Below are 25,126 nucleotides of genomic sequence, written 5' to 3'. Positions count from 1 at the left end.
CGTGGTCCGTCGCGTGCCCGAGAAACGGCTGTGGGGCACGGAATTCCCGTGCCCCACAGCCGTGTGCGTTGACCTACTTGGCGTTGACCAGTTCCGGCCGCTCCGGCTCGGCGGCCCGGTTCCGCTTCGCCTCGCGGCGCTTGCGGAACCGCTCCTTGGTGTTCTCCACCATGGTGTAGAGCGTCGGCACCAGCAGCAGCGTCAGCAGCGTGGAACTGACCAGGCCGCCGATCACCACCACCGCCAGCGGACGCGAGATGAACGCCCCGCTCTGCGTCAGGCCGAGGGCCATCGGCAGCAGCGCGAAGATCGTCGCCGCCGCGGTCATGAGGATCGGACGCAGCCGGCGGCGACCGCCCTCCACCACCGCGTCGGCGATGCTCATGCCGTCCTCGCGATATTTGTTGATCAGATCCATCAGCACGATCGCGTTCGTCACCACGATGCCGATCAGCATCAGCACGCCGATCAGCGACGGCAGGCCGAGCGGGATGCCGCTGATCAGCAGCGCCGCGATCGCGCCGGTGGCCGCGAAGGGGATGGACACCAGCAGAACCAGCGGCTGGATCAGGCTGCGGAACACCGCGACCATGATCAGGAACACCAGTGCGACGGCAACCGCGAGCGCGATGCCGAGGTTGCCGAAAGCGTCACTCTGCTGCTGGCTCACACCGCCGATGGAGTAGGTCGCGCCGGCGGGCAGCTTGGTGTCCTTCAACTTCTGCGTCAGGTCGGCGCTGATCGCGCCCGTGTTGGCGCTGTCGGCCGTGCCGCTCACGGTGGCGCTGCGCGCCCCGTCGATGCGCTTGATCTGCACCGGGCCGTTGGTCTGCTGGACCGTGGCGACGGAGTCGAGCCGGACCACGCCGGTCGTGCCCGGCAGCGGCAGCGCCTTGAGCGCGTCGAGGTCGCCCGGCGCGGAACCGGTGCGCAGCACCACGTTCTCCGAGGTGCCGTTCAACGTCAACTGCGCGATCTGGCTGCCGGCCAGCTGGGCCTGCACCGCCTGGCCGATCGTCGAGTCGCTCAGGCCCTGCTTGGCGGCGGCCTGCCGGTCGACCGAGACGTGGACCTCCGGTGCGCTGTTGACCAGGTCGCTGGTCACGTCCGTGACGCCCGAGATGCCGGACATGGTCTTCTGCACGGCGTCCGACGCGGTGCGCAGCACGTTCTCGTCAGACGCCTGCACGACGACCTGCAGCGAGCTGCCGCCGAAGCCCCCGCCGCCACCACCGGCGCCGACCGTGATCTTGCCGGCGTCCGGCAGCGCGTTCAGCTTGTCCCGCAACGAGTTCTGCACGGTGTCGAGATCGGCGCCGTCCTTGATCGTGATCGCGTAGCTGGCCTTGGACGTGCCGCTGTTGCCGCCGAAACCGAGGAAGCCGCCGCCCGAGCCGACCGTGACCTGGTAGGTCTGCACGCCGTCGACGCCCTGGATAGCCGACTCCACGCGCTTGGCCGCTGCGTCCGTGGTGGCCAGGCTGCTGCCTACCGGCAGCGCCTGCGAGACGTTGATGGTGTTCTCGCCGGAGCCGTCGAGGAAGTTGGTCTTCAGGCCGGCGCCCATCGCGAGCGTGCCGAACATGATCAGGATCGCGATCAGCACCGTGGTCAACCGGCGGCGAGTGGCGAACCGGATGACCGGCACGTACATCCGCTGCAGCGGGTTGCGCAGCTCCTTGCGCACCGCCTCCTCGGGATCGGTGCCTTCCTTGGCGGGCTTGAGGAACCAGTAGGCGAGCACCGGCACGATCGTCAGCGCCACCAGCAGCGAGGCCAGCAACGCGACCGTGACCGTCAATCCGAACGGTGCGAACAGCTCGCCGACGAGACCACCGACCACGGCGATCGGCGCGAACACGGCGACCGTGGTCAACGTCGACGCGGTGACCGCGCCCGCGACCTCACGGGTGCCGTCCAGCACCGCGCGCTTCTTGTCCTCGCCGTAACTGAGATGGCGCTTGATGTTCTCCAGCACCACGATCGAGTCGTCGACCACACGTCCGATGGCGATGGTCAGGCCGCCGAGCGTGAGCAGGTTCAGCGAGGTCTTGGTCGTCCACAGCACGATCAGCGCGATGACCACCGAGAGCGGGATGGACACCGCGGTGACGATGGTGGAGCGCACCGACAGCAGGAAGATCAGGATGACCACGACCGCGAAGGCCAGGCCCAGCAGGCCCTCCTCGGTCAGGCCCTCGACCGCCTTGTTGACGGCCGGGGCCTGGTCCTGGATGACCGTCAGCTTGGCGTTGTCGCCGAGATCGGCCTCGAGCTGGGAGATCTTGTCGCGCACCTGGTTGGAGATGTCGACGGCGTTGCCGTCGGGAGTCTTGGTGACGGAAACGCCCAGGCTGTCCTTGCCGTTGGTGCGGGTCAGGGACGTTGACGGCGCGAGATCCTCGGTCACCTGGGCGACGTCGCCCAGCTTGACCGGCTGCGGCGCGGGCCGTCCCGGCAGGGCGGGCGTCGTCGGCGTCAGGTAGAGGTTGCGCACGTCGTCCACGGAGGACAGGCGCTGTCCGATCTGCACGGTCAGGGTCTGGTTGCCCTGGGTCAGCGTGCCGGCCGGCGTCGGGGTTCCGTTGGCGCGCAAAGCGTTCGTGACCGCGGTGGCGCTCAGGCCCGCGGCGGCGAGCTTGGCGTTGTCCAGGCTGATCGTGACGACCTTGTCCCGCGCGCCGGTCACGTTGGCCTCGCGGACGCCCGTGATGCCCTGCAGTTCCGGCACCACCGTGCTGGTCAGCTTCGCGGCGAGTTGCTGCTGGTCGGCGTCGGAGGAGGCGGCGAGCACGATGACGGGCAGGTCGTCGGTGTTGCCGACGATCACGTTCGGCTTGACGTTGGTCGGCAGCTGCGGGGCGATCTGGTTGACCGCCTGCGACATCTTGTTGACCGCGTTGTCGAGGTCCGTGCCGAAGTCGAACTGCACGGTGACCGAGGACGAGCCCTGGCTGGAGGTCGAGGTCAGCTGGGTCTGGCCGGGGACGCTGCGCAGCGCGTCCTCGATCGGCTTCGTGACCTGGTCCTGCACGATCTCGGGGGAGGCCCCCGGGTACTGGGAGACCACGACCGCGGCCGGGAAGGCCAGCGACGGCAGCAGCTGTCTTTGCAGTGACGGGATCGCCCACGCGCCGAAGCCCAGGGCGATGAGCGCCACCAGGGCCACCAGGCCGCGGTTGGCGAGGCTGAGTCTGGTCAGGAAGGTCATGGCAGCTCTCTGCGGAATTGGTTAGCCTTGTCCTAACATTTGGCCCAAGGCTAACAGTGCGACCGGGCCGGTCGCTGATACTTCTCTCAGGTTCGAGGGGATCGCTGGAAATGGCCCCGTGCCGTCACAGCGGCGTGACGAAGGGTGATCGGTAACCGTCCATGGAGGACAAGGAGCAGCTCATCGCCAGCATCACCGCGACGCAGCGGTCGCTGGGCCGGGTCTTCGGCGCCGCGCGGGCCAACCCGCTGATGTCGCTCAACCTCACGATGCGTCAGCTCAAGGTGCTGCTCACGCTGGCCCGACGGGGTCCGACGGCCGGGCAGGAGTTGACCGCCGAGATGGGCGTGAGCTTGGCCACCGTCACCGGCATCGTCGACCGGCTGGCCGCTCAGGGGCTCGTCTCCCGCCGCGAGGACCCTTCCGACCGCCGGGTCCGGTTGCTCGAGCTCACCGCCGAGGGCCACAAGCTCGTCGGCAGCGTCGTGGACGCCGGCAGCGCTCAGTACCGCCGGCTGCTGTCTCGCCTCGAAGTTGACGAACTTCGCCTGCTCGACAGCCTTATCCGCCGCATGGCCGAGATCGCCGACGAGGAGTTCCGGGAGTCCTGACGGCCTGCCGTCGTCCACAAGCACAACATTGACGACTGTGGACAACATTGACTCGTGTTGACAATGTTGATTCGAGTTGACGAGGTTGACTCGCGTTGAGCGGAGCGGGCGGGTCCGCGTGGCCCGCAGCGTCCTGCGGCCGCGTAGGGAACGCTGGCGCGCATCTCGATCTGCTACATCCTCGACGTCGTCGTCGCAGCGACGTTCATCGACGCGGTGAAGGTTGGCGGTGCAGTGAAGGCCATCGGCGCAGTGAAGGCCGTCGGCCTGGTGAAGACCGTCGGCATGGGGCACGCCGTCGGCGTGGTGGAAGTCGGTCGGCTTGGAGCAGGCCGTTGGGATCGAGCGGCCGTCGGCGCCGAGACGTTGGCGCGAGAAGTCCGGTGTGGAGAAGCTTGTCGGTCCGGCGAGACCTTCGCCGGGCAGCTCCACTTCGTCGAGCAGCTCTGCTTCGTCGGCGAAGAGTATTTCGTCGACGAGCACTAGTTCGGCTGGCGAGCGCCGGTCCGACCGGGGGCACGAGTTCGTCCGGTGAGGCGCGCGTCGTGCGGTGGGGCACGTGCGGCGAAGGGTGGGTGTGCGGCGTGGGGGTTCGTGTACGGGGCGAGCTGAGTGGTGCTCGGCGGGCGGTCTGGTCGGGTTCGTCGGGATCGGGCGCGTCGATCATCGAGGTGTGAGGGTTCGTCGTGGTGTTGGCCGACGAAGTCGGGAAGTACGTGTGAACTGCTCGACTTCGGCGGAACTGCTGTGAACAGAGTTCACAGATTTGTTGCTGCGGGCAGCTCATTCGGGGCGGCCGATCGGGTCTGACACGGCTGTCATCGCTGGTCTGTCCGAGTGGAAGGCGACCGACGCCGCGCAACGGGATGTGGTTGCTCGTGTACGAACCGTCGTGATGCCCGTTCGTGGGCGTCGGCCCGGGTCCATGCGACGGAGGGAAACCTATGCGGCATACGGACGGCGGTCGTCGATCTCCCTGGTTACGCAGAACACCAGCGGTGCTGGGCGTCGCGGCGGCGGTGGTGGCCGGCCTGGCCCCGACGGCGCAGGCGGCGCCGGTGACCAGCGCGGACTCCACCCATACGGTGACGCTGGTGACCGGCGACCGCGTGGTCGTGCAGGACGTCGGTGGCCGGCAGACGGCGACGGTGGTGCCGAGGCCGGGCTCCACCGGCGACTTCGTGAACCAGCGCGTGGACGGTGACCTCTACGTCATCCCGGCGACGGCGCTGCCGTATCTGGGCACCTCCCTGGACCGGTCGCTGTTCGACGTGTCGGCGCTGATCCGGGACGGCATCACGGACCAGGTCCCGGTGCAGGTCGCCGGTGCCGCGCCGGGAGTGCTGGACGGCAAGGTGACCGCCGAGTCGGGGGCGGCGTTCGGCGCGGCGCTGGCGGCGCAGGCGGGACGCGACGCGAAGAACCACTTCGCCACGCGCGGCCCGCTGTTCGGCACGGCCAACTCGGTGCGGTTAGCCGCGCAGGGGGCGCCGCAGCAGGTGCACCCGAACTTCCCGATGCACACGGTCCGGGTCCTCACCGTGAACGGTGCGAACACGACGGTCGACGCCGCCCTCGGTCTGATCAACACCGATGACGGCCGCAACTTCAACGCCTTCCCGTACAGCACGGCCGGCGAGGCGCGGGCGAGCGTGCCGGCCGGCAACTACGGCTTGGTGGCGTGGTTCCCGACGTTCGACTCGGCCGGCCAAGTGACCTCGGTACGGGTCGTCGTGCAGGACTTCGTGGTGTCGGGCGATCAGGTGGTGTCGGGCGATCAGACGGTCACCGTTGACGCCAGCAAGGCGACGTCGCAGATCACCGTGAGCACGCCGAAGCCGTCGAACCTCATATCCGAGTCGCTGGAGTACTTCCGCAGCGCGCAGGCCATGGGGTCGCAGGGTTACGGCTTCGCAGTCGGCAACGGAACCGCCTATGTCGCGCCGTCGGCGCCGGTGAAGGTCGGCGGCTTCCACTTCAACGTGCAGACGCACAGCGAGTCCCCGGCCGGCACGGCCAACCCCTACAGCTACGACCTGAAGATCGACAACGCCGGTGCGCTGGGGTCGAACCAGCACTACAAGGTCACCGCGGACCAGTTGGCGACGCTGAAGGAGAGCTACTACAGCGACAAGCCGGGCCGCCAGGAGGGCTTGGCCCGGATCATCTTCCTGCCCTACGAGGTCTTCGGTTTCGGCCAGTTCGCGCCGTTCACGGCCCCACTGCAGCGCACCGAGTACGTCCTCGGCGGCCCCGAGCTGCTCTACAGCGACGCGGTCCTCGCCAGCATGACCACTGGCGGCGGCTTCACCCCGGGCGGCCTCCTCCAGTTCGCGGCGAAGACGACGACGCCGGTCGAGTGGCTGCGAGGTCCGCTGGCACCGGGTCTGAGCGTGCCGCCGGCGGGCACGACCTCCTGGCTGTGCGCGGCCTGCCGGCGTGACGACACGATGCGCGTCACCCTGGTGCCGGTGCTGGACAGCGACGGCCACGCCCTCTACCTCGACGCGCCGACGACGGGCACCGTGTCGACCTCGCACTTCCAGCTGCTTTCCGGCGGGAAGGCGCTGATCGACGCGAAGGACGTCACCGGCGGCGAAGTCGCCGTGCCCGGCGCGCAGGCCGACTACAAGATCGTCTACGACCAGACGCGGACCGCGCCCTGGTTCCACCAGTCCACGGTCAGCCACAGCGAGTGGACCTTCGGCTCGGCGCATTCCGGCGCGCAGACCGTGCCGGACGGCTGGGTCTGTGACCCGAGCACGGGCAAGGCCACCGACTGCTCGGCGCTGCCCCTGGTGACGGCCTCCTACCAGCTCAAGGCCGGTTTGGACGGCACCGCACCGGCCGGCCCCGACCAGGTCGTCGTCACGTTCGGGCACGCCCCGGGCGGCACGAACCTGCCGTTCGCCAAGGCCGACGTGCAGGTGTCGTTCGACGGCGGCGCGACGTGGACGCCGACGTTCCTGGCGGATCTCGGCGGCGGCCACTACCGCTCGCAGTGGACCAACCCGGCGTCCACCACGGGCGGCGACGTCTCGCTGCGCGTCAGTGCGACCGACGTCGCGGGCAACTCGCTGACCCAGTCCGTCACCAGCGCGTTCTCCGTGCCGGGCGTCCAGAGCTGACCAGGGGAGTCACGATGAACCGATTTCGTGCGGCCGTACTCGCCGGTGCGCTGCTGACGCTCGGCTTGCCGGCGATGGCCGTCGCCGCGCCCGACACCACCATGCACACCGCGTGCACGTCGACGACGAACTCCACCACGCCGACCATGCACTGTTTTGCCCTCTACCGCTCCACGCACGCGTTCGGCCCGAACGCGACGCCGGAGGGGTATGGGCCGGCGGATTTGCGGAGTGCGTACAAACTGCCGTCGACCGGCGGCGCGGGGCAGACGATCGCGATCGTCGACGCGTACGACAATCCGAACGCCGAGGCGGATCTCGCCACGTACCGGCAGCAGTTCGGGCTGCCGGCGTGCACGACGGCGAACGGCTGCTTCAAGAAGGTGAACCAGCGCGGCGCCGCCTCGCCGCTGCCGACGGGCAGTCCGAACTGGGGCGTGGAGATCTCGCTCGACCTGGACATGGTGTCGGCGGCCTGCCCCGACTGCCACATCCTGCTGGTCGAGGCGGACACCCCCACCTCGGAGAACCTCGGCGCGGCCGAGGACACGGCGGCGAGGTCCGGCGCGAGCGCGGTGTCCAACAGCTACGGCACCGACGAGTTCAACGGCATGGACGCCGACGCCAAGCACTACCAGCACCCGGGCGTCGCCATCCTCGCGTCCAGCGGCGACTACGGCTTCCAGCCGGCGTCGTTCCCGGCGTCGCTGGCGAACGTGATCGCGGTCGGCGGCACCACGCTGGCCAAGGCCGACAACGCCCGCGGTTGGACGGAGACGGCCTGGTCGCGTGCGGGCAGCGGCTGCTCGGCGTGGATCCCGAAGCCGGCGTGGCAGCACGACGCCAACTGCGGGATGCGGACCGTCGCCGATGTGGCGGCGGTCGCCGACACCGATCCGGGGCTCGCCGTGTACGACACGTACGGGCTGGGCACACAGGCCGGCTGGATCACCGTGGGCGGCACCAGCGCGTCATCGCCGTTCATCGCCGGCATCATCGGCCTGGCCGGCAACGGCAGCCAGATCACCGACGCCTCGTCGCTGTACACGCACGCCGACAAGCTGTTCGATGTGGTCGGCGGCTCGAACGGCTATTGCGGCGGGGACTACCTGTGCACCGGTCTGGACGGTTATGACGCCCCGACGGGACTGGGGTCGCCGAACGGCGTCGGTGCGCTCTAGCAAGAACGATCTAGCCTGGCCGAGTGGCTGAATCTCCCATGCTCGGTGTGGTCGCGTCCGGCGCGGGCGGCGTCGAGGGCCTGTTCGACGGGCTCGTCCGTCCCGCGCTGGACGCCGGCTGGCGGGTCGGCGTCACGCTGACGCCAACCGCCGGCCGGTGGTTCCGCGACGCCGGCCTCGTCGACGAAATCGAGAAAGCCACCGGACTTCCCCTTCGCGTCGAATCACGGCTGCCCGGCGAGCCGAAGCCGCATCCGCCGGTCGACACGTACGTCGTCGCGCCGGCCACCGCCAACACCGTCGCCAAGCTCGCCCTCGGTTTCGGCGACAACCAGGCGCTCACGCAGGTCTCGGAGGCGATCGGCATCGACGGCGTCGAGGTTGTCGTCTTCCCGTGCGTCAACGCCGCCCACGTCCGCCACCCGGCCTGGCCCGGACACATCGCCGCCCTGAGGGCCGCCGGCGTGCACCTCGTGGACGGCGAGGACGTCTGGCCGCTGACCGAGCCTCGATCGGGGGAGTGGCATCCGATCCCGTGGCACGCGGTGCTCGACGCGGTGAACTCCACCCGCCCATGAGCCGAGCGGGTGACCCCGGACACGGTCACCGTAAGATGATCAGGTGACCTGCTGGGGGCGGCCCGCGTGACGGCCATCGTGGACGGCTCCCGCCACACCCGACCGACCTGGGCCGACGTGCCGGGCCGGGTGCGCGAGGTCATCGAGCACAAGATCGGCGCTCCCGTGGTCCGGGCGCTCAGCCAGGCCGGCGGCTTCACCCTCGGCCTCGCGTCCCGGCTGCTGCTCGCCGACGGGCGCCGCGTTTTCGTCAAGGCGCTGCCGGCCGACCATCCGCTCGCCGGCGCCTACCGGTCCGAGGCGTCGGTCGTCTCCCGGCTCCCGGAGAACGTGCCGTCGCCGAGACTGCTGCACGTCGTCGAGGGCCAGTGGGTCGCGCTCGTCCTCACCGACGTCGACGGCGGCGAGCCGAACCTGCGGCCGGGGTCGCCGGACCTCGCGGCGGTGCTGTCGGCGTTGGGCAGCGCGTCGCGGACGCTGACGCCGTGTCCGCTCGACGACGTGCCGAGCGTCCTCGACGACCTGGCACCCATGTTGTGTGGGTGGACGTCGTTGAGGTCGGCGGCGGTCGGCGACCTGGCCCCGTGGGCGCAGGCGAACCTCGATTCGCTGGCGGCGATGGAGACGGCGTGGCAGCCGTGGGCCGAGGGCGACACGCTGCTGCACAACGAGTTACGGGTCGACAACATGATCCGACGGGTCGAGGACGGCCGGGTGCTGCTCGTGGACTGGTCCTACCCGTCCAAGGGCGCGGCCTGGCTCGACACCGTGACGATGGTGCCGCAGCTGATCATGGCCGGCCACGCGCCCGGCGACGCCGAGCGGCTGGTGCTGGGCCGGCCGGTGCTGGCGAAGGTGCCGGCCTGGGCGATCACGGGATTCGCCGCGGCGCTGGCCGGCCGCTGGGAGCTGTCCAGTCGGCTGCCGGAGCCGACCGGCTGCGTCGGGCTGCGGCCCTACCAGGCTCGCGCGGCCGCCGCCGCGCTCGCCTGGATCGTGCATCGGACCCGCTGGTAGCTCACCCGTTGCGGGAGCCGACGCAGAACTCGTTGCCCTCCGGATCCCGTAGGACGCTCCACGCCATGCCCGGGTACGTGTGCTCCTCGACCACGGTCGCGCCCAGCGCGACCAGCCGGGCCACCTCGGCCGGCCGGTCCGGGGCGCCCAGGTCGATGTGGAGTCTGTTCTTGCCCTCGCGTAGTTCGTCGACGCGCTGCAGGCCGATGTCGACGTTGCCCTCGGAGGCGAGCACCAGCATGTCGCCGTCGTCGACCTCGTGAATGATCTCGGCGCCGAGCGCCGCGACCCAGAACTCCGCCAGCTTGTGGGTGTCCAGGCAGTCGATGGTGACCATGCGGATCCTCAGTGCCATGCGCAGACGGTAATCGGCGCGGCGGCCGGAACCGGCCGTTCCCGGCAACCGGTTGGAAAGCCTGCCCTCGCGTTCTCTACGCTCTGTACTTTCATCGATCCCGTACGAGGAGCCCGAGCCGTGATCACGAGGATGTCGTCGTTGTTCCTGCGCACCCTGCGCGAGGACCCGGCGGACGCCGAGGTGCCCAGCCACAAGCTGCTGGTCCGCGCCGGTTACGTCCGTCGCGTCGCACCGGGCGGCTACTCGTGGCTGCCGCTCGGCCTGCGGGTGCTGCGCCGCATCGAGGACGTCGTCCGCGAGGAGATGAACGCGATCGGCGCGCAGGAGATCCAGTTCCCCGCGCTGCTGCCCCGCGAGCCCTACGAGGCCACCAACCGGTGGACCGAGTACGGCCCCAACATCTTCCGGCTCAAGGACCGCAAGGGCGCCGACTACCTGCTCGGCCCCACCCACGAGGAGCTGTTCACGCTCACCGTGAAGGGCGAGTACAGCTCCTACAAGGACTACCCGGTCACGCTGTACCAGATCCAGACCAAGTACCGGGACGAGGCGCGGCCCCGCGCCGGCATCCTGCGCGGCCGTGAGTTCGTGATGAAGGACTCCTACTCCTTCGACCTGGACGACGAGGGCCTCGCCCGGTCCTACCAGGCGCACCGCGACGCGTACGTGAAGATCTTCGACCGCCTCGGCCTCGAGTACGTGGTGGTGAAGGCGACCTCCGGCGCCATGGGCGGCTCGGCGTCCGAGGAGTTCCTGGCCGTCGCCGAGACCGGTGAGGACACCTTCGTCCGCAGCACCGAGTCCGACTACGCGGCCAACGTCGAGGCGGTCGTCACCACGGCGCCCGCGGCGCAGCCGATCGACGGCAAGCCCGAGGCGAAGGTCCACCACACGCCCAACACGCCGACCATCGCCACGCTGGTCGACTTCTTCAACAACGCCGGCCTCGGCCGTGAGTTCACCGCCGCCGACACGCTGAAGAACGTGCTGCTCAAGACCCGCCGCCCCGGTGAGGACAAGTGGGAGCTGCTGGCCATCGGCGTGCCCGGCGACCGCGAGGTGGACCAGAAGCGGCTGGAAGCGGCGCTGGAGCCGGCCGAGGTCGCGATGCTGGAGGAGGCCGACTTCGCGGCCAACCCCTTCCTGGTCAAGGGCTACATCGGGCCGAAGGCGCTGCTGGACAACGGCGTGCGCTACCTGGTCGACCCCCGCGTCGTCACCGGCACCGCCTGGATCACCGGCGCGGACCAGGCCGACCACCACGTGATGGACCTGGTCGTCGGCCGCGACTTCGTGCCGAACGGCACGGTCGACGTCGCCGAGGTGCGTGAGGGCGACCCCTCGCCCGACGGCAAGGGCACCCTGGTCGCGGCGCGCGGCATCGAGATCGGCCACGTGTTCCAGCTGGGCCGCAAGTACGCGGACGCGTTCTCGCTGGACGCCCTCGGCCCGGACAGCAAGCCGATCCGGATCACCATGGGCTCCTACGGCATCGGCGTGTCGCGGCTGGTCGCCGTGATCGCCGAGCAGTACTTCGACGACCGCGGCCTGATGTGGCCCCGCCTCGTCGCCCCGGCCGACGTGCACGTGGTCATCGCCGGCAAGGACGACGCGGTGCGCGCGGGCGCCGAGAAGCTGGCCGGCGAGCTGGCCGCGGCCGGCATCGAGGTGCTGCTCGACGACCGGACCGCGTCGCCGGGCGTGAAGTTCGCCGACGCCGAGCTGATCGGCGTGCCGACCATCGTGGTCGTCGGCCGCGGCCTGGCCAGTGGCGTCGTCGAGGTCAAGGACCGGGCCACCGGCGAGCGCGGCGACGTCCCCGTGGACGAGGCCGTCGCGCACCTGGTCGGGCTGGTCCGGGGCTGAGCCCGAGCGGCCCGGTGGCGGTCAGCCGCTGGGCCGCATCGTCGCCATGATCTTCATGGCGTCGTCGTCGCTGAGCGCGTTGGGCACGCCCTGGTCGGCGAACAGCACCAGGATCACGGAGCCGGTGTCCGACGTCTTCACGGCGGCGGCGTACACCTTGGCGCTCGGCGGCGTGCACGGGTTGGTCGACTGCGGCGTCGTGACGTCGGCGACCGACAGCGTGGCGGTGATCTTGCCGTCGGCGATCTTGATCTGCTTCGACGGCTCCATCTTCACGTCCGGCGCCTGGCCCGAGTCCGCCTTGTAGGCCACGGTCGCCCAGTGCTTGGCGGTGTCCGGCGAGGACTGGTCGGGGCCCTGGTTGTCGCTCGCGGTGACGGCGGTGCCCGCCCGCACCGAGCCGGACTGGCCGGCGCAGTAGCCCTTCATGTAGTACGCCGCGCCGGTGCCGGTGACGAAGTCGCCGTCGGACGGCCCCATGCCGGCGATCGCGTCCGGGTCGTCCTTGGTCCACTGCGACTTCGGGATGTCGTAGGCGACGTTGCGGCGGTTGGACACCGCGACCTGCCAGCCCTGCACGCGCGGGTCCAGCGGCTTGCGGCTGGCGGACGTGGTCGGCGGGGCAGACGCCTGCTGGGTGCGTTCGCCGGCCTGCGGCTGTCCGTTGCGGGTCAGCAGCACGACGGTCGTCACGACACCGGCCAGCACGAGCACGCCGACCAGCGACAACACGATCGTCAGCGTGCGGCGGTTGCGCGGCGGCGGCCCCTGCGGCGGCTGCTGGTACATGCCGAAGCCGCCGTAGTTGGACTGGTACGGCTGCTGGTACTGCGGCGGCTGCTGCGGGTAACCGGGGTACTGCGGCTGACCGTAGGTATAGCCGGGATACTGCGCCTGCTGGCCGTACGGCTGCTGCTGCTGATACCCGGGAACTCCCTGCGGCCCCGAGGAGTCCGGCCCACCGGCCTGGTTGTCCCCGTAGCCCGATCCACCGCTTGGCCACGTCACGGCCGCAAACGCTACCGCTTGGGCGGTCTTCTGTCAGACGACCTGCGGCAATACGTGAAGGGCCTGGTATCGGGGCAGTGGGCCGGGTACTACTCGTGCCATGGCGACCAACGAGACCATTCCTGCCGATGTGCCCGAGGTCGACCCGCTCGTGGAGCGGCTGCGCGCGCAGGACGTCGAGGTGGTCGCGCTGTCCTTCGTGGACAACGCCGGCATCGCACGGGTGAAGACGGTGCCGCTGCCGAAGTTGGCCGCCGCCGTGCGCTTCGGCGTGGGGGCGTCGCCGTGCTTCGAGACCTTCTGTTTCGACGACATCATGGTGCAGGGCCGGTTCCTCGGCGGCCCCGACGGCGATCTCCGGCTGGTGCCGGACCTGTCCCGGATCGTGCCGCTGGCCGGGCAGACCGGTTGGGCGTGGGCGCCGGCCGACAAGTTCCGCCAGGAGGGTGACAGGTTCGAGGCATGCCAGCGGGCGTTCGCGGCGGCACAGGTGGAGGCGGCCGCGGCACGTGGGCTCGAGCTGCGTATGGCGTTCGAAACGGAGTGGGTGTTGGCGACCGGGTCAGGCGACGCCGTGACGCCGGTGTTCGACGGACCCGCGTACGGCGCGATCCGGCTGGAACAGATCGCCGACTACGGCCGCGAGCTGCTGGCGACGCTGCGGGCGCAGGACGTCAGCGTCGAGCAGTTCCACCCCGAGTACGCCGACGGCCAGCTGGAGGTGTCGGTCGAGCCCAACGACCCGGTCGGCGCGGCCGACGACGTGCTGCTGGTCCGTCACACGATCAGGCGAATCAGTCATCTGAACGGCTGGCGAGCCAGCTTCGCGCCGGCGATCACCCCCGACACCGTGGGCAGCGGCGCACACCTGCACCTGTCTGTTGTGGACCAGTTCAGCGGCGGCAGCGGACCGTTCGGACTGCCGCCGGTCGGCGAGGCTTTCCTCGCCGGAGTGCTGCGTGAGCTGCCGGCGCTCATCGCGGTCGGCGCCGGCAATCCGGCCAGCTTCCTGCGCGCGGCGCCGTCGCGGTGGGCGGGCGTGTGGCAGGCATGGGGGCGCGAGACCCGGGAGGCGGCGATCCGGTTCGTCACCGGCGTGACCGGGACGGGGGCTTCCGCTGCGAACGCCGAGGTCAAGTGCTTCGACGCGACGGCGAACCCGTACCTGGTCGTCGGCTCCGTGATCGCCGCCGGTCTGGCTGGCGTCGACGAAGGACTCCGGCTGCCGCCGCCGATCACCGGCGATCCGGCGCTGGTGGACGAGAGCGTCCGGACCGCGGCCGGCGTGCTGCGGCTGCCGGAGTCGCCGGCGGCGGCCGCGAACGCCTTCGCGTCGTCGGCCGTGCTCGCCGCCGCGATGGGGGAGGTCCTGCACGACAGTGTGCTGACCGTCCGCCGCGGCGAGGCCGAGCGGTTCGCGGACACTTCGCCGGCCGAGTTGGCCGCCCTCACCCGTTGGCGGTGGTAGCGGTGGTGACCGACGACCTCGTTCTCGTCGACCAGCACTGCCACGGCGTCGTCGCCGGCGACCTTGACCGTGAACGGTTTGCTGGATTGCTGACGGAATCCTCGATTTCGACGAACTCCTTCGACTCGATGCTCGGGCTGGCCGTCCGCCGCTGGTGCGCGCCGCAGCTCGGGCTGCCGGCGCACTGCTCCGTCGACGACTATCTGCAACGCCGCGCCGAGTGGGGGTGGCGGCGGGTCAGCTCCCGGCTGCTCGGCGCGGCCGGCGTGCGGTCCTGGCTGGTGGACACCGGTCTGTCGACGCCCGACACGCCGTTGACCGAACCGGCGGACTTCGCCGACATCGCCGGCGGCGAGGCGTTCGAGGTGCTCCGCCTGGAGTCCGTCGCCGAGCGGGTCGCCGCCGACGAAGTGAATGTCGCCGACTTCCTCGATTTCGTCGAAAACGAGATTCGCGACGCAATCGAGGCGGGCGTCGTCGGGCTGAAGAGCGTCGTCGCGTACCGGACCGGCCTCGAGCTGCCGGCCGAGCCGCCGACGGACGTCGAGGTCGCGGCCGCCGCAAGCGCTTGGCTCCGATGGGGCGGCGGGCGACTGGACGACCCGATCCTGCTCGCCTGGCTGGTGCACCTCGGCGCCCGGCTGAGCGCCGAGCTGCACGTCCCGCTGCAACTGCACACCGGCTTCGGCGACGACGACGTCCGGCTGCACCGCGCCGACCCGGCGCTGCTCGGCGACTTCCTGCACGCCACGAAGTCGACCGGCGCCACGATCGCGTTGCTGCACACCTGGCCGTTCCACCGCCACGCCGGCTACCTCGCGCACGTGTTCCCGCACGTGCTCGTCGACGTCGGACTCGCCGTCCCCTATGTGGGTGACCGCGCGGGCGCCGTTCTCGCCGAACTCCTGGAACTCGCGCCGTTCGGGTCCGTCTGCTTCTCGTCGGACGGCTACGGACTGCCCGAACTCCACTATCTCGGCGCGACGCTGTGGCGGCGGGCGCTCGGCCGGCTGATCGACGAATGGATCGCCGACGACGTGATGACCGCCGCCGACGGGGAACGTCTCGCGGTCAATTTTGCCGCCGGCAACTGTTGCCGTGCGTACGGCCTGACCGTTCCCGCGTGATCCACGTATCCTGCGACCATGTCCGCTGGCACGGAGGCGTCGGAGTCGACGAGCGTCTACCCGAGGTGGCTGGTCGTCAGCACGCTGGTGCTGTCGCTGGCCGGGCTCGCGGTGGCGATCTACATGACGATCAGCCACTACACCGACAACGCCACCCTGGTCTGCCAGGCCAACTCGGTGATCAACTGCGCGCAGGTCACCTCCAGCCCGCAGTCGGTGATCCTCGGGATCCCCGTCGCCGTGCTCGGCCTCGTCTACTTCGTGCCGATGACCGTGCTGACCACCCCCTGGGCCTGGCGCTCCGAGCTGCCCGCCGTCCGCTGGCTGCGCCTGGCCGGCGTCGGCGTCGGCCTGCTCTTCGTCGTCTACCTGGTCGCCGTGGAACTGGCCGTGATCGGCAAGATCTGCGAGTGGTGCACCAGCGTGCACGTCATCACGATCGCGTTGTTCGCACTCGTCGTCGTGGGTGAGTACCGGTCGAGGCCGGTCTAGCCGCTGTTGATCATCGGTAGTCTCCGGGCGTGGCGAACCAGGCGTCGGGCAACATCTCGGGGGCGGTCATCCAGGTCGAGACGATCGACCGGGTGATCGTCCAGGCTGCCCGCGAACGCCGACGACCCTCGGGAGTTCGCGCTGTTGCGGTTGCAGCGTGGCCGGGCGCTGCTCGTGCTCGGCGAGTTCGCGGCCGGTCGGGACGAGATCGTGCTGGCGCAGCACCACTTCGAGCTGACGGCCGAGACGGACAACAAGGCCAAGTGTCAGCTGGAACTCGGTCGTGCGTTGGCCGGGCTCGGGGAGAACGAGGCAGCCGAACCGGTCGTTCGTGGCCGCGAATCGCCGTGGTGCTGGTGGTTGTGGACACCACCATTCGGGAGCCGGGCGCCTGCGCGAACAGCGCTGGCAGGTTGTCCGTTCGTTCCGTGAACAGGATGTCGGCGTTGGTGCGGTGTTCGCGGATCGGATGATCAGCATGCACGACCAGATGTGATGGGCCGGCGGGAATCGGCCGCACGTCGATGCGGCGTCGGCGCAGACGGACCGTTGAGTCTGGGGCGATGTCCGCTGTGACGGTGAATGCCAGGATGCCGATGCCGGTGTGCAGGCCGTCGACGGTCAGCGGCTCGGCGATGGCGCTGTCCGGTTCGGACAGACCGAGTCGTTGATAGAAAAGCGACCGGAGCAGGCTGGTGGCCGGCGAGATCGCCCATTGTGGACACCGCAGTGCCGTTGACGATCTCGTGCTCGTCGAAAGCCGCGAGGGCAACGGGCTTGCCGATCGCGGCGGCGTAGCAGGTGACGGCATCGTGACGACCGACGACGTCGGCCGCGATCAACGCTGCCCGCCAACCCTCCAGCAGTGGGATCAGGATGAGGCCGGCGCGGACGCAATCGGCCAACCAGGACCGGACCTGATGCGGACTGTGGCCGTGCCAGACATGCGGATGCAGCACTGCCGCCACGCGGTGGCCCGGCGGCAGTTCGATGAGGGGCTTCCGCAGAAACGTCGGCCAGGTGCCGAAAGCGGAGCCCGAGCGAGCAGGCGGTTGGCCGACGCGACCGTGTTCACGACGAACAGGACGCTGCGGGAGAACCCGACGGTCGACAGCCGGCCGGGTGGCTGGTTGTGCGCCACCAGCCCACCCTGAACCGGCGTGCCCGCCTACAGCCCGAACGCGAGCAGCGCGTGGCCGCGATCACTCGGGTACGGCGCCATCCAATAGCCGGTCTGCACGTACACCATGCCGTCGGCCACGACCGCGCCACCGCCACCGGAGATCGCGCCGCCGTGGCCGGGTAGGCCGTTCACGCCGTCGAAGTCCCGGATGGTGTCGTAGGTCCACAGCACCTTGCCGGTGTTGCTGTCGAACACCCGCATCTTGCCGTCGGCGCTGCCCTCGTAGACGAGACCGGGCGACGTCGTGACCGCCGGGATGAAGGACGGCGTGCACATGTCCGGGTAGTGCGCGGCGCCGCCGGTGGTGCAGCCGTCCGCCGGGTTCGGCGTGTGCCACAGCTCCGCGCCGGTCGCCGGATCCAAGGCGTAGAGCGTGCCGGGATCGGCCATCATCGTTGCCACGTACAGGCGCTTGCCGTCGAAGCTGGTACCCCACTGGATGCCGGACAAGCCGCCGCCCGGCATCGGCGTGGACAGCGAGCGGCGCCACACCGCCTGGCCCGTATGTGCGTCGAATACGTGGTAGACGCCGCTCTTCTGGCCGACACCAACCAGTTCGCGCCCGTCGACCGTGAACAGGTTCGGCGACGAGGCGAGATCCCAGTCGAGCGCGCCGCCCTTCGGCACCGGGCAGTAGTCGTCGGCGTACCTCGGGTCGTTGCACAGCTGCCGCCAGGTGTCGTACGGCTGGACCTGCTGCTTCCAGCGGACCCGGCCGTTCGACGTGTCCAGCGCCAGCAGCGTGTCGAAATCGCCGCCATGACCGGAGTAGTTCTCGCCCGTGCCGACATACAGCGTGTGCGTGCGCGGATCGACGACCGGCGAACCCCACACGCCGACGCCCGACGGTTCGTAGCGCGCCGCACCACTCGGCCAGGTTCCTATCTGCTGAGGCGGCGGAACTGTGTAGTAGCGCCACGCCAGCTTGCCGGTGGCCGCGTCGATCGAGTCGACGTGGCCGCGGAACCGGCAGCACGGCACGCTCACGTCGTTCGTGCTGTTCTCGCCGTTCGAAGTGCCGACGAAGATGTGGCCCTCGAAGTAGATCGGCGAACTCGTCACCACCGACGCCGGAGTGGCGTCCGTCCGGTACTGCCACAGCAGGCGGCCGGTGCGCTGGTCGAGCGCACGAACGGTGCTCGTGACGTCGCCGAAGTACACGCGGCCGGCCGCCACCGAGGGGCCGTCGCGCACGATGTCGTTCGGCGGCAGGCTGAACGTCCACTTCGTCGCCCCGGACTTGGCGTCCACCGCGTAGAAGTTGCCGTCCTCGCCGCCGAAGTACAGCGTGCCGTCGACCACCGCGGGTTGGCTGTGCGGCGTCGCGCCCGGCACCGCCGGATAGCTGAACGCCCACTTCAGCTTGAGCTTCCCGACGGTCGCCGGGGTGATGCGGTGCTCGTTGCCGTTGAAACGCGAACCGCTCAGATCCTTCGTCCAGGTCGGCCAGTCGCCGGACGGATGGGCCGAACCGGTGCCCGCGGTCAGCGCCAGCGCGCACAGCGCGGCGACACCGGCCGCCAAGGACCGTCGTGACATGCGAATCCCTCCCCAGGTCAGCTGTCGGTGCCCATCCCACCGCGCTGCGTGACCGGCCACCAGCGGACAAAGTCCCCGGTCACACCCACCTAAGTAGCCGTCCGGCCTACTTTCGTAGGTCGACGAATTCGCGGCGCATCCGGAGGGTAGAATTCACCCGTAAATGTGCCGTTGAATAGAGGGATAGAGATGACGGACGCCGCAGCGCAGGCGAAGCCAAGGGTGCTGTCCGGTATCACCGCGACCGGCAACCTGACCATCGGCAACTACATCGGTGCGCTCAGCGTCTGGGCCGAGGAGCAGGACCGGTACGAGAACTTCTTCTTCATCGCCGACCTGCACGCCCTCACCATTCCCGAGGCGATCAGGGCCGACGACCTGCGCCGGCGCATCCGCGAGATCGTCGCCCTCTACCTGGCCTGCGGCCTCGACCCGGAGCGGTCCGTGCTGTTCCTGCAGTCCAAGGTGCCCGCGCACGCCACCCTGGGCTGGATCTTCGACTGCGTCACCCCGGTCAGCTGGCTGGAGCGGATGACCCAGTACAAGTCCAAGTCGCAGGGCGCCAACCCCAGCGGCGGGCTGCTCACCTATCCGGCGCTGATGGCGGCGGACATTCTTCTCTATCAGGCGCAATTCGTTCCCGTCGGCGACGACCAGCGTCAGCACATCGAACTCGCCCGGGACATCGCCAACCGATTCAATTCGATGTTCGGTGACTGCTTCCGTATTCCGGACGCGCTCATCCGCAAGAGCGGCGCGCGCATCATGGGCCTCGACGACCCCACGTCCAAGATGAGCAAGAGCAAGGCCGAGACCCACGAGGGCCACGCCATCGGTCTCCTCGACGACCCCAAGAAGATCCGCAAGGCGATCATGCGGGCCGTCACCGACGCCGGCTCCGCCGTCGACCGCGAGAACCTGTCGCCCGGCGTCGACAACCTGCTCGTGCTGCACGAGGCCCTGTCCGGCGCCACCCGCGAGGAAACCCTCGACCGGTTCGACGGCAACGGCTACGGCACCCTCAAGAAGGACCTCGCCGAGCTGGTGCTCGACAAGATCGCGCCCATCCAGACCCGGTTCAACGAGATCCACGGCGAGACCGGCTACCTGGAGAAGGTGCTCTCCGACGGCGCCGAGAAGGCCGCCGAGGTCGCCGACGTCACCCTCAACCGAGCCATGGAACTCGTCGGCCTGCGCTGAACCGACCACTGGCGGCGCACCGAACATTCGGTGCGCCGCCAGTTCTTTTGACGGAAACGAGGTTGAGGTTGAGCACAGCGCACGATCTGTCCCACGGCCGGCGCGCGGCCACCGCGACCCGGCGTGGCGTCCGTGACCACAACATGGACGCCGCCGCGCTCTTCCAGGCATCCACCGGGGTGGTCGTCGCCGCCGTCGTCGACGGCATCGGCAACGACCCCGGCGGCGCCGCAACCATGCGGCTGTTAGCCGAGAGCGCCGTGCGCATCGGCGCCACCAAAGGAGCCCTGGCCGGCGTGCTCGCCGCCGCCGCGCTCGTGGAAGACCCCGGGGTCCAGCACCACATGCCCGACGGCGTCATCGTGCTCGCCCTCGCCGTGCCCGGGCGGCCCACCCACCTCGCCTGGGTCGGAGACTCCCACGCCTACAGCTGGGACGGCAGCCACCTCCACCGGCGCACCGACCCCCACACCATGGGCGCCTACCTCCGCGGCAACGGCGTCGCCGACCTCGCGCCCCTGCACGACAGCTGGGTCCGCGTCACCCTCTCCAGCGCCACCGTCACCAATGTCGCCGTCTCCTCCGCGCCCACCGACGAACTCCTGCTCCTCGTCAGCGACGGACTCGACACCGTGCCCCACGACGAACTCGAAGCCCTCGTCCGCGAACACCAGGACAACCCCGAGACACTCGCCGACACCATCGTCGCCGCCGCCCGTGAAACCGAGGACGGCTACCGCGACGACGCCACCGCAGTCGTCCTCACCACCCGATGACTGTGGCGCTCGACACACTGACGGCCGGCGTGGAAGAGAAAAGAAGAGCGGGTGACGGGAATCGAACCCGCATGACCAGCTTGGAAGGCTGGGGCTCTGCCATTGAGCTACACCCGCATGCACCCGACATCGACCGGGTGCATGCGGGAGCTTAGCGGGTCGCGCTACTCTCATGCACGCGCCATCGCCAAGACGGCGCGAACGGGGTGTGGCGCAGTTTGGTAGCGCACTCGCTTTGGGAGCGAGGGGCCGTGGGTTCAAATCCCGCCACCCCGACGATTGGGTGAACTGTGCTCAGGGGGCCTTCGGGCCCCCTTCGCTGTTATCGCCGGGGGTGTTTTCTGGGGCTCTCGCCCCAGGCCCCAAGCCAGGGGGCTCCGCCCCCTGGACCCCCGGGTGTGGCCTGCGGCCTACACCCTGTCGTCGTGCGGGGTGCGTCTGCGTGTTTCTTGCCCGCTGCTTCTGCTGCGGGTTGCTCCGCCGCACGCCTTTGGGTGGGCAGGCTCTCGTCGACGGACGCTCGTCCTCGTGTGCTCGTTTCGGCGGCGCTGGTCTGCCGCAGCCGTCTTGCATCCGCTGCTGTTGCCCGCCGTCCCCTTCCCGGCGGAGGGTGGCGTGGGGGTCGGGAGTCCGGCGCTTCCTGGCCGACCTAGACTTGGGTATCCAATCCCGGGGCGTTGTGCGGTCGGGAGCACTGTGCACGCATTTGTTCGTACGAGGAGACCACGTTGAAGAGCACCGTCGAGCAGCTGAGCCCGACCAGGGTCCGGATCAACGTCGAGGTGCCGTTCGACGAGCTGAAGCCGAACTTCGACCGCGCCTACCGCAAGCTCGCGGGCCAGGTCCGCATCCCCGGCTTCCGTCAGGGCAAGGTGCCGCCGCGCGTGCTGGAGTCGCGCATCGGCCGCGCGCCCGTCCTGGACGAGGTGGTCAACGAGGCGATCCCGGCCAAGTACATGGAGGCGGTCAACGCGGGCGAGGTGCGCGCGCTCGGCCGGCCCGACATCGAGGTCACGAAGATCGAGGACGGCGACCACCTGGCGTTCACGGCCGAGGTCGACATCCGGCCGGAGATCACGGTGCCCGCCTTCGGCGAGCTCGCCGTCAGCGTGGACGACATCGAGATCAGCGACGAGGACGTCGACAAGCAGCTCGACGAGCTGCGCGCCCGCTTCGGCACGCTCACCGGCGTGGACCGGCCGGCGGAGAACGGCGACTTCGTGACCGTCGACCTGTCGGCGACCGTCGACGGCACCGAGGTCGAGGAGGCCCGCACCACCGGCCTGTCCTACGAGATCGGCTCGGGCCAGCTGGTCGAGGGCATCGACGACGCCCTGATCGGCGCCAACGCCGGCGAGACCAAGACCTTCACCACCAAGCTCGTGGCCGGCGAGTACGAGGGCCGCGACGCCGAGGTCACCGTCAAGATCGACAACATCAAGAAGCGCGAGCTGCCCGAGGCCGACGACGAGTTCGCCCAGCTCGCCAGCGAGTTCGACACCCTCGACGAGCTCAAGGCCGACCTGCGCGAGCGGCTGGGCCGGGTCAACAAGATGCAGCAGGGCGTGCAGGCCCGCGACAAGGTCCTGGAGGCCCTGCTCGAGGTCACCGAGGTGCCGCTGCCCGAGGCCGTCGTCACCGCCGAGGTCGAGACCCGCAAGCACGACGCGGTGCACGCCTTCGACCACGACGACGCCCGCTTCAACGAGTGGCTGACGGAGCAGGGCCAGACCCCCGAGGAGTTCGACGCCGAGCTGCGCACCGCCGCCGAGCAGGCCGTCAAGACCCAGCTCGTGCTCGACGCCGTCGCCGACGCGGAGAAGGTCCAGGTCAACGACGCCGAGCTGTCCGAGCGGATCGTCTACCAGGCGCAGCGCTTCGGCATCAGCCCCGACGAGTACGTCCAGCGGGCCCAGCAGGCCGGCCAGCTCGGCGCCATCTTCGCCGACGTCCGCCGCGGCAAGGCGCTGGCCTCCGTGGTCCGCCAGGCCACCGTGACCGACGCCTCCGGCAACACCGTCGACCTGGAAGAACTGTTCGGCGGGCCGGCCGCGGCCGAGGCCTCCGACGAGGCGGCCGAGCAGGAGTGACGCCCTGAGCGAACGCGGGCGGCGTCGGGACGTCGGCGCCGCCCGCGTTCGTTAAAGTCGGAAGCAAGCCAGCCGCGGGCCGCCCGCCGGAACACCGGCCCCCGACCCGCCAGCTCGACCAAGCGACAAGCGAAGCCAGGAGTCATCAGTGAGCCAGTACCAGCCACTCCAGTCCCGCTACGTGCTGCCGTCGTTCGTCGAGCGCACCAGCTACGGGGTCAAGGAGTCCAACCCCTACAACAAGCTGTTCGAGGAGCGCATCATCTTCCTCGGCGTGCAGATCGACGACGCGTCCGCCAACGACGTGATGGCGCAGCTGCTGTACCTGGAGTCGGTCGACCCCGACCGCGACATCATCATGTACATCAACTCGCCCGGCGGCTCGTTCACCTCGCTGATGGCGATCTACGACACCATGCAGTACGTGCGCCCGGACATCGTCACGGTGTGCCTCGGCCAGGCCGCCTCCGCGGCCGCCGTGCTGCTGGCCGCGGGCACCCCCGGCAAGCGCCGCGCGCTGCCGAACTCCCGCATCCTGATCCACCAGCCGGCCACCGAGGGCCTCTACGGCCAGGTGTCCGACCTGGAGATCCAGGCCAACGAGATCCAGCGGGTGCGCCGCGCCCTGGAGACCACGCTGGCCCGGCACACCAACAAGACGCCCGACCAGGTGGCCGAGGACATCGACCGGGACAAGATCCTGACCGCCGAGGAGGCCAGGGCCTACGGCATCGTCGACGAGGTGCTGCCGTACCGGAAGCTGTCCGCGCAGAGCTGAAACCGGGGCCGCGACCCCGGCCGACACGCCGAATCTGGCTAGTAATCGCCTGGTTCGACACGGTCGGGGCCCGCTGGTCCTCCCGCTCGCGATCGCGGGCGGGTACCGTCGTGGGGAACGTGCGCGACCCATCGGTGTGGGTCGGGCCATCGTGACAGCCAGGTGAGCCGGCAGTAGCCGGTCCACCGGAGGGGACAGAGGTCAGCGGTCATGGCGCGTATCGGTGACGGCGGAGACCTGCTGAAGTGCTCCTTCTGCGGGAAGAGCCAGAAGCAGGTGAAGAAGCTCATCGCCGGTCCAGGCGTGTATATCTGCGATGAATGCATCGACCTCTGCAACGAGATCATCGAGGAGGAGCTGGCCGAGGCGGGCGACGTCAAGCTGGACGAGCTGCCCAAGCCGGCCGAGATCCACGACTTCCTCGACCAGTACGTGATCGGTCAGGACGATGCCAAGCGCACGCTGTCGGTGGCGGTGTACAACCACTACAAGCGGATCCAGGCCGGCGACCGCAACCGGGACGGCCGGGACGACGGCGTCGAACTGGCCAAGTCCAACATCCTGATGCTCGGGCCGACCGGCTGCGGCAAGACCTACCTCGCCCAGACCCTGGCCAAGCTGCTCAACGTGCCGTTCGCCATCGCGGACGCCACCGCCCTCACCGAAGCCGGCTACGTCGGCGAGGACGTCGAGAACATCCTGCTCAAGCTGATCCAGGCCGCCGACTACGACGTCAAGCGGGCCGAGACCGGCATCATCTACATCGACGAGGTCGACAAAATCGCTCGGAAGAGTGAAAACCCGTCGATCACGCGCGACGTCTCCGGCGAGGGCGTGCAGCAGGCGCTGCTGAAGATCCTGGAGGGCACCACCGCCAGCGTGCCGCCGCAGGGCGGGCGCAAGCACCCGCACCAGGAGTTCATCCAGATCGACACGACGAACGTGCTGTTCATCGTGGCCGGCGCGTTCGCCGGGCTCGAGCGCATCATCCAGGACCGGGTCGGCAAGCGCAGCCTCGGCTTCGGCGCCGAGATCCGCTCCAAGGCCGAGATGGAGTCGTCCGACATCTTCGGCGACACCATGCCCGAGGACCTGATCAAGTTCGGCCTGATCCCCGAGTTCATCGGCCGCCTGCCCGTCGTGGCCAGCGTGACCAACCTGGACAAGCCGTCCCTGGTCAAGATCCTCACCGAGCCGCGCAACGCGATGGTGAAGCAGTACCAGAAGCTGTTCGAGATGGACGGCGTGGAGCTGGAGTTCACCAAGACCGCCCTGGAGGCCGTCGCCGACCAGGCGATCCTGCGCGGCACCGGCGCCCGCGGCCTGCGCGCCATCATGGAGGAGGTGCTGCTGCCGGTGATGTACGACATCCCCAGCCGCACCGACGTCGCCAAGGTGGTCATCACCGAGCAGACCGTGCGGGAGAACGTCAACCCGACCATCGTGGCCCGGCAGCCCAGCCGCCGCGAGCGCCGCGAGAAGTCGGCCTGACGGAACCGTCGGTTCCGCGAAGAC

Annotated in this window: 21 protein-coding genes and 2 tRNA genes; 18 read left to right on the top strand and 5 right to left on the bottom strand. The window is 69.6% G+C overall.

Annotation, left to right across the window (positions count from 1 at the left end; all coding sequences use genetic code 11):
• Positions 1-73: 73 nt before the first annotated feature.
• Complete coding sequence (locus BJ998_RS10015; protein WP_184860537.1) at positions 74-3,211, bottom strand: efflux RND transporter permease subunit; 3,138 nt, start codon at positions 3,209-3,211, stop codon at positions 74-76.
• A gap of 161 nt (positions 3,212-3,372) precedes the next feature.
• Here BJ998_RS10015 and BJ998_RS10010 point away from each other — a divergent pair, with 161 nt between their 5' ends.
• The 6 genes from BJ998_RS10010 (at position 3,373) to BJ998_RS09985 (ending at position 9,726) form a co-directional block, all read left to right on the top strand.
• Positions 3,373-3,822 (top strand): MarR family winged helix-turn-helix transcriptional regulator, encoded by a 450-nt coding sequence (locus BJ998_RS10010; RefSeq protein WP_184860535.1) that lies wholly within the window; start codon positions 3,373-3,375, stop codon positions 3,820-3,822.
• A 234-nt stretch (positions 3,823-4,056) separates the two neighbouring features.
• On the top strand, positions 4,057-4,308 hold the full coding sequence (locus BJ998_RS10005; protein ID WP_184860533.1) for a hypothetical protein: 252 nt from the start codon (positions 4,057-4,059) through the stop codon (positions 4,306-4,308).
• Positions 4,309-4,820: 512 nt separating this feature from the next.
• Complete coding sequence (locus BJ998_RS10000; RefSeq protein WP_184860531.1) at positions 4,821-6,950, top strand: molybdopterin-binding protein; 2,130 nt, start codon at positions 4,821-4,823, stop codon at positions 6,948-6,950.
• 14 nt (positions 6,951-6,964) lie between these two features.
• Positions 6,965-8,131 (top strand): S53 family peptidase, encoded by a 1,167-nt coding sequence (locus BJ998_RS09995; RefSeq protein ID WP_184860529.1) that lies wholly within the window; start codon positions 6,965-6,967, stop codon positions 8,129-8,131.
• Between the two features lie 38 nt (positions 8,132-8,169).
• Positions 8,170-8,709, top strand: coding sequence for a flavoprotein (locus BJ998_RS09990; RefSeq protein ID WP_184868556.1), 540 nt, complete (start codon positions 8,170-8,172; stop codon positions 8,707-8,709).
• Between the two features lie 66 nt (positions 8,710-8,775).
• Positions 8,776-9,726, top strand: a complete 951-nt coding sequence (locus BJ998_RS09985) for a phosphotransferase family protein (protein ID WP_312890021.1) — start codon at positions 8,776-8,778, stop codon at positions 9,724-9,726.
• Position 9,727: 1 nt separating this feature from the next.
• On the opposite strand, the gene BJ998_RS09980 is transcribed toward BJ998_RS09985, so the two are convergent.
• Positions 9,728-10,081, bottom strand: a complete 354-nt coding sequence (locus BJ998_RS09980; RefSeq protein WP_184860527.1) for a VOC family protein — start codon at positions 10,079-10,081, stop codon at positions 9,728-9,730.
• Between the two features lie 120 nt (positions 10,082-10,201).
• On the opposite strand from BJ998_RS09980, the gene BJ998_RS09975 reads away from it, so the two are divergent.
• Complete coding sequence (locus tag BJ998_RS09975; protein WP_184860525.1) at positions 10,202-11,950, top strand: proline--tRNA ligase; 1,749 nt, start codon at positions 10,202-10,204, stop codon at positions 11,948-11,950.
• A gap of 21 nt (positions 11,951-11,971) precedes the next feature.
• Here the strand turns inward: BJ998_RS09975 and BJ998_RS09970 are convergent, their stop codons facing one another.
• Positions 11,972-12,958, bottom strand: a complete 987-nt coding sequence (locus BJ998_RS09970; protein WP_184860524.1) for a DUF8017 domain-containing protein — start codon at positions 12,956-12,958, stop codon at positions 11,972-11,974.
• Positions 12,959-13,058: 100 nt separating this feature from the next.
• Between BJ998_RS09970 and BJ998_RS09965 the strand changes: the two genes are divergently transcribed.
• The 5 genes from BJ998_RS09965 (at position 13,059) to BJ998_RS09945 (ending at position 17,199) form a co-directional block, all read left to right on the top strand.
• A complete protein-coding gene (locus BJ998_RS09965; RefSeq protein ID WP_184860522.1) occupies positions 13,059-14,426 on the top strand; it encodes a type I glutamate--ammonia ligase in 1,368 nt (455 codons plus the stop codon).
• 5 nt (positions 14,427-14,431) lie between these two features.
• Positions 14,432-15,553, top strand: coding sequence for an amidohydrolase (locus BJ998_RS09960; RefSeq protein WP_312890020.1), 1,122 nt, complete (start codon positions 14,432-14,434; stop codon positions 15,551-15,553).
• 18 nt (positions 15,554-15,571) lie between these two features.
• A complete protein-coding gene (locus BJ998_RS09955; RefSeq protein WP_184860518.1) occupies positions 15,572-16,045 on the top strand; it encodes a vitamin K epoxide reductase family protein in 474 nt (157 codons plus the stop codon).
• Positions 16,046-16,189: 144 nt separating this feature from the next.
• Positions 16,190-16,477: a hypothetical protein gene (locus BJ998_RS09950; RefSeq protein WP_184860516.1), complete on the top strand. Its 288-nt coding sequence runs from the start codon at positions 16,190-16,192 to the stop codon at positions 16,475-16,477.
• A gap of 263 nt (positions 16,478-16,740) precedes the next feature.
• Positions 16,741-17,199, top strand: a complete 459-nt coding sequence (locus BJ998_RS09945; protein ID WP_184860514.1) for a hypothetical protein — start codon at positions 16,741-16,743, stop codon at positions 17,197-17,199.
• Between the two features lie 14 nt (positions 17,200-17,213).
• Here the strand turns inward: BJ998_RS09945 and BJ998_RS09940 are convergent, their stop codons facing one another.
• On the bottom strand, positions 17,214-18,767 hold the full coding sequence (locus tag BJ998_RS09940) for an outer membrane protein assembly factor BamB family protein (protein WP_184860512.1): 1,554 nt from the start codon (positions 18,765-18,767) through the stop codon (positions 17,214-17,216).
• 189 nt (positions 18,768-18,956) lie between these two features.
• On the opposite strand from BJ998_RS09940, the gene trpS reads away from it, so the two are divergent.
• Both trpS and BJ998_RS09930 read left to right on the top strand, forming a co-directional pair.
• On the top strand, positions 18,957-19,967 hold the full coding sequence (gene trpS / locus BJ998_RS09935) for a tryptophan--tRNA ligase (RefSeq protein WP_184860510.1): 1,011 nt from the start codon (positions 18,957-18,959) through the stop codon (positions 19,965-19,967).
• 68 nt (positions 19,968-20,035) lie between these two features.
• The gene (locus BJ998_RS09930; protein WP_221337943.1) at positions 20,036-20,743 is read left to right on the top strand and encodes a hypothetical protein; all 708 of its coding nucleotides are present in this window, start codon (positions 20,036-20,038) and stop codon (positions 20,741-20,743) included.
• Between the two features lie 46 nt (positions 20,744-20,789).
• Here BJ998_RS09930 and BJ998_RS09925 read toward each other — a convergent pair.
• Positions 20,790-20,860, bottom strand: a tRNA-Gly gene (locus tag BJ998_RS09925).
• Positions 20,861-20,945: 85 nt separating this feature from the next.
• Between BJ998_RS09925 and BJ998_RS09920 the strand changes: the two genes are divergently transcribed.
• The 4 genes from BJ998_RS09920 (at position 20,946) to clpX (ending at position 25,102) form a co-directional block, all read left to right on the top strand.
• Positions 20,946-21,019, top strand: a tRNA-Pro gene (locus tag BJ998_RS09920).
• Between the two features lie 452 nt (positions 21,020-21,471).
• Positions 21,472-22,833, top strand: coding sequence for a trigger factor (gene tig, locus BJ998_RS09915; protein WP_184860508.1), 1,362 nt, complete (start codon positions 21,472-21,474; stop codon positions 22,831-22,833).
• 148 nt (positions 22,834-22,981) lie between these two features.
• Complete coding sequence (locus BJ998_RS09910) at positions 22,982-23,611, top strand: ATP-dependent Clp protease proteolytic subunit (protein WP_184860506.1); 630 nt, start codon at positions 22,982-22,984, stop codon at positions 23,609-23,611.
• A 210-nt stretch (positions 23,612-23,821) separates the two neighbouring features.
• Positions 23,822-25,102 carry an ATP-dependent Clp protease ATP-binding subunit ClpX gene (gene clpX / locus BJ998_RS09905; RefSeq protein WP_043718043.1) on the top strand — a complete coding sequence of 427 codons (1,281 nt, stop codon included), beginning with the start codon at positions 23,822-23,824 and terminating at the stop codon, positions 25,100-25,102.
• Positions 25,103-25,126: the final 24 nt, after the last annotated feature.

This window comes from Kutzneria kofuensis (assembly GCF_014203355.1).
GTDB classification, from domain to species: Bacteria; Actinomycetota; Actinomycetes; order Mycobacteriales; family Pseudonocardiaceae; genus Kutzneria; species Kutzneria kofuensis.
The sequence above is the reverse complement of the archived record's forward strand: the minus strand, read 5'-3'. Positions and strand labels throughout refer to the sequence as shown.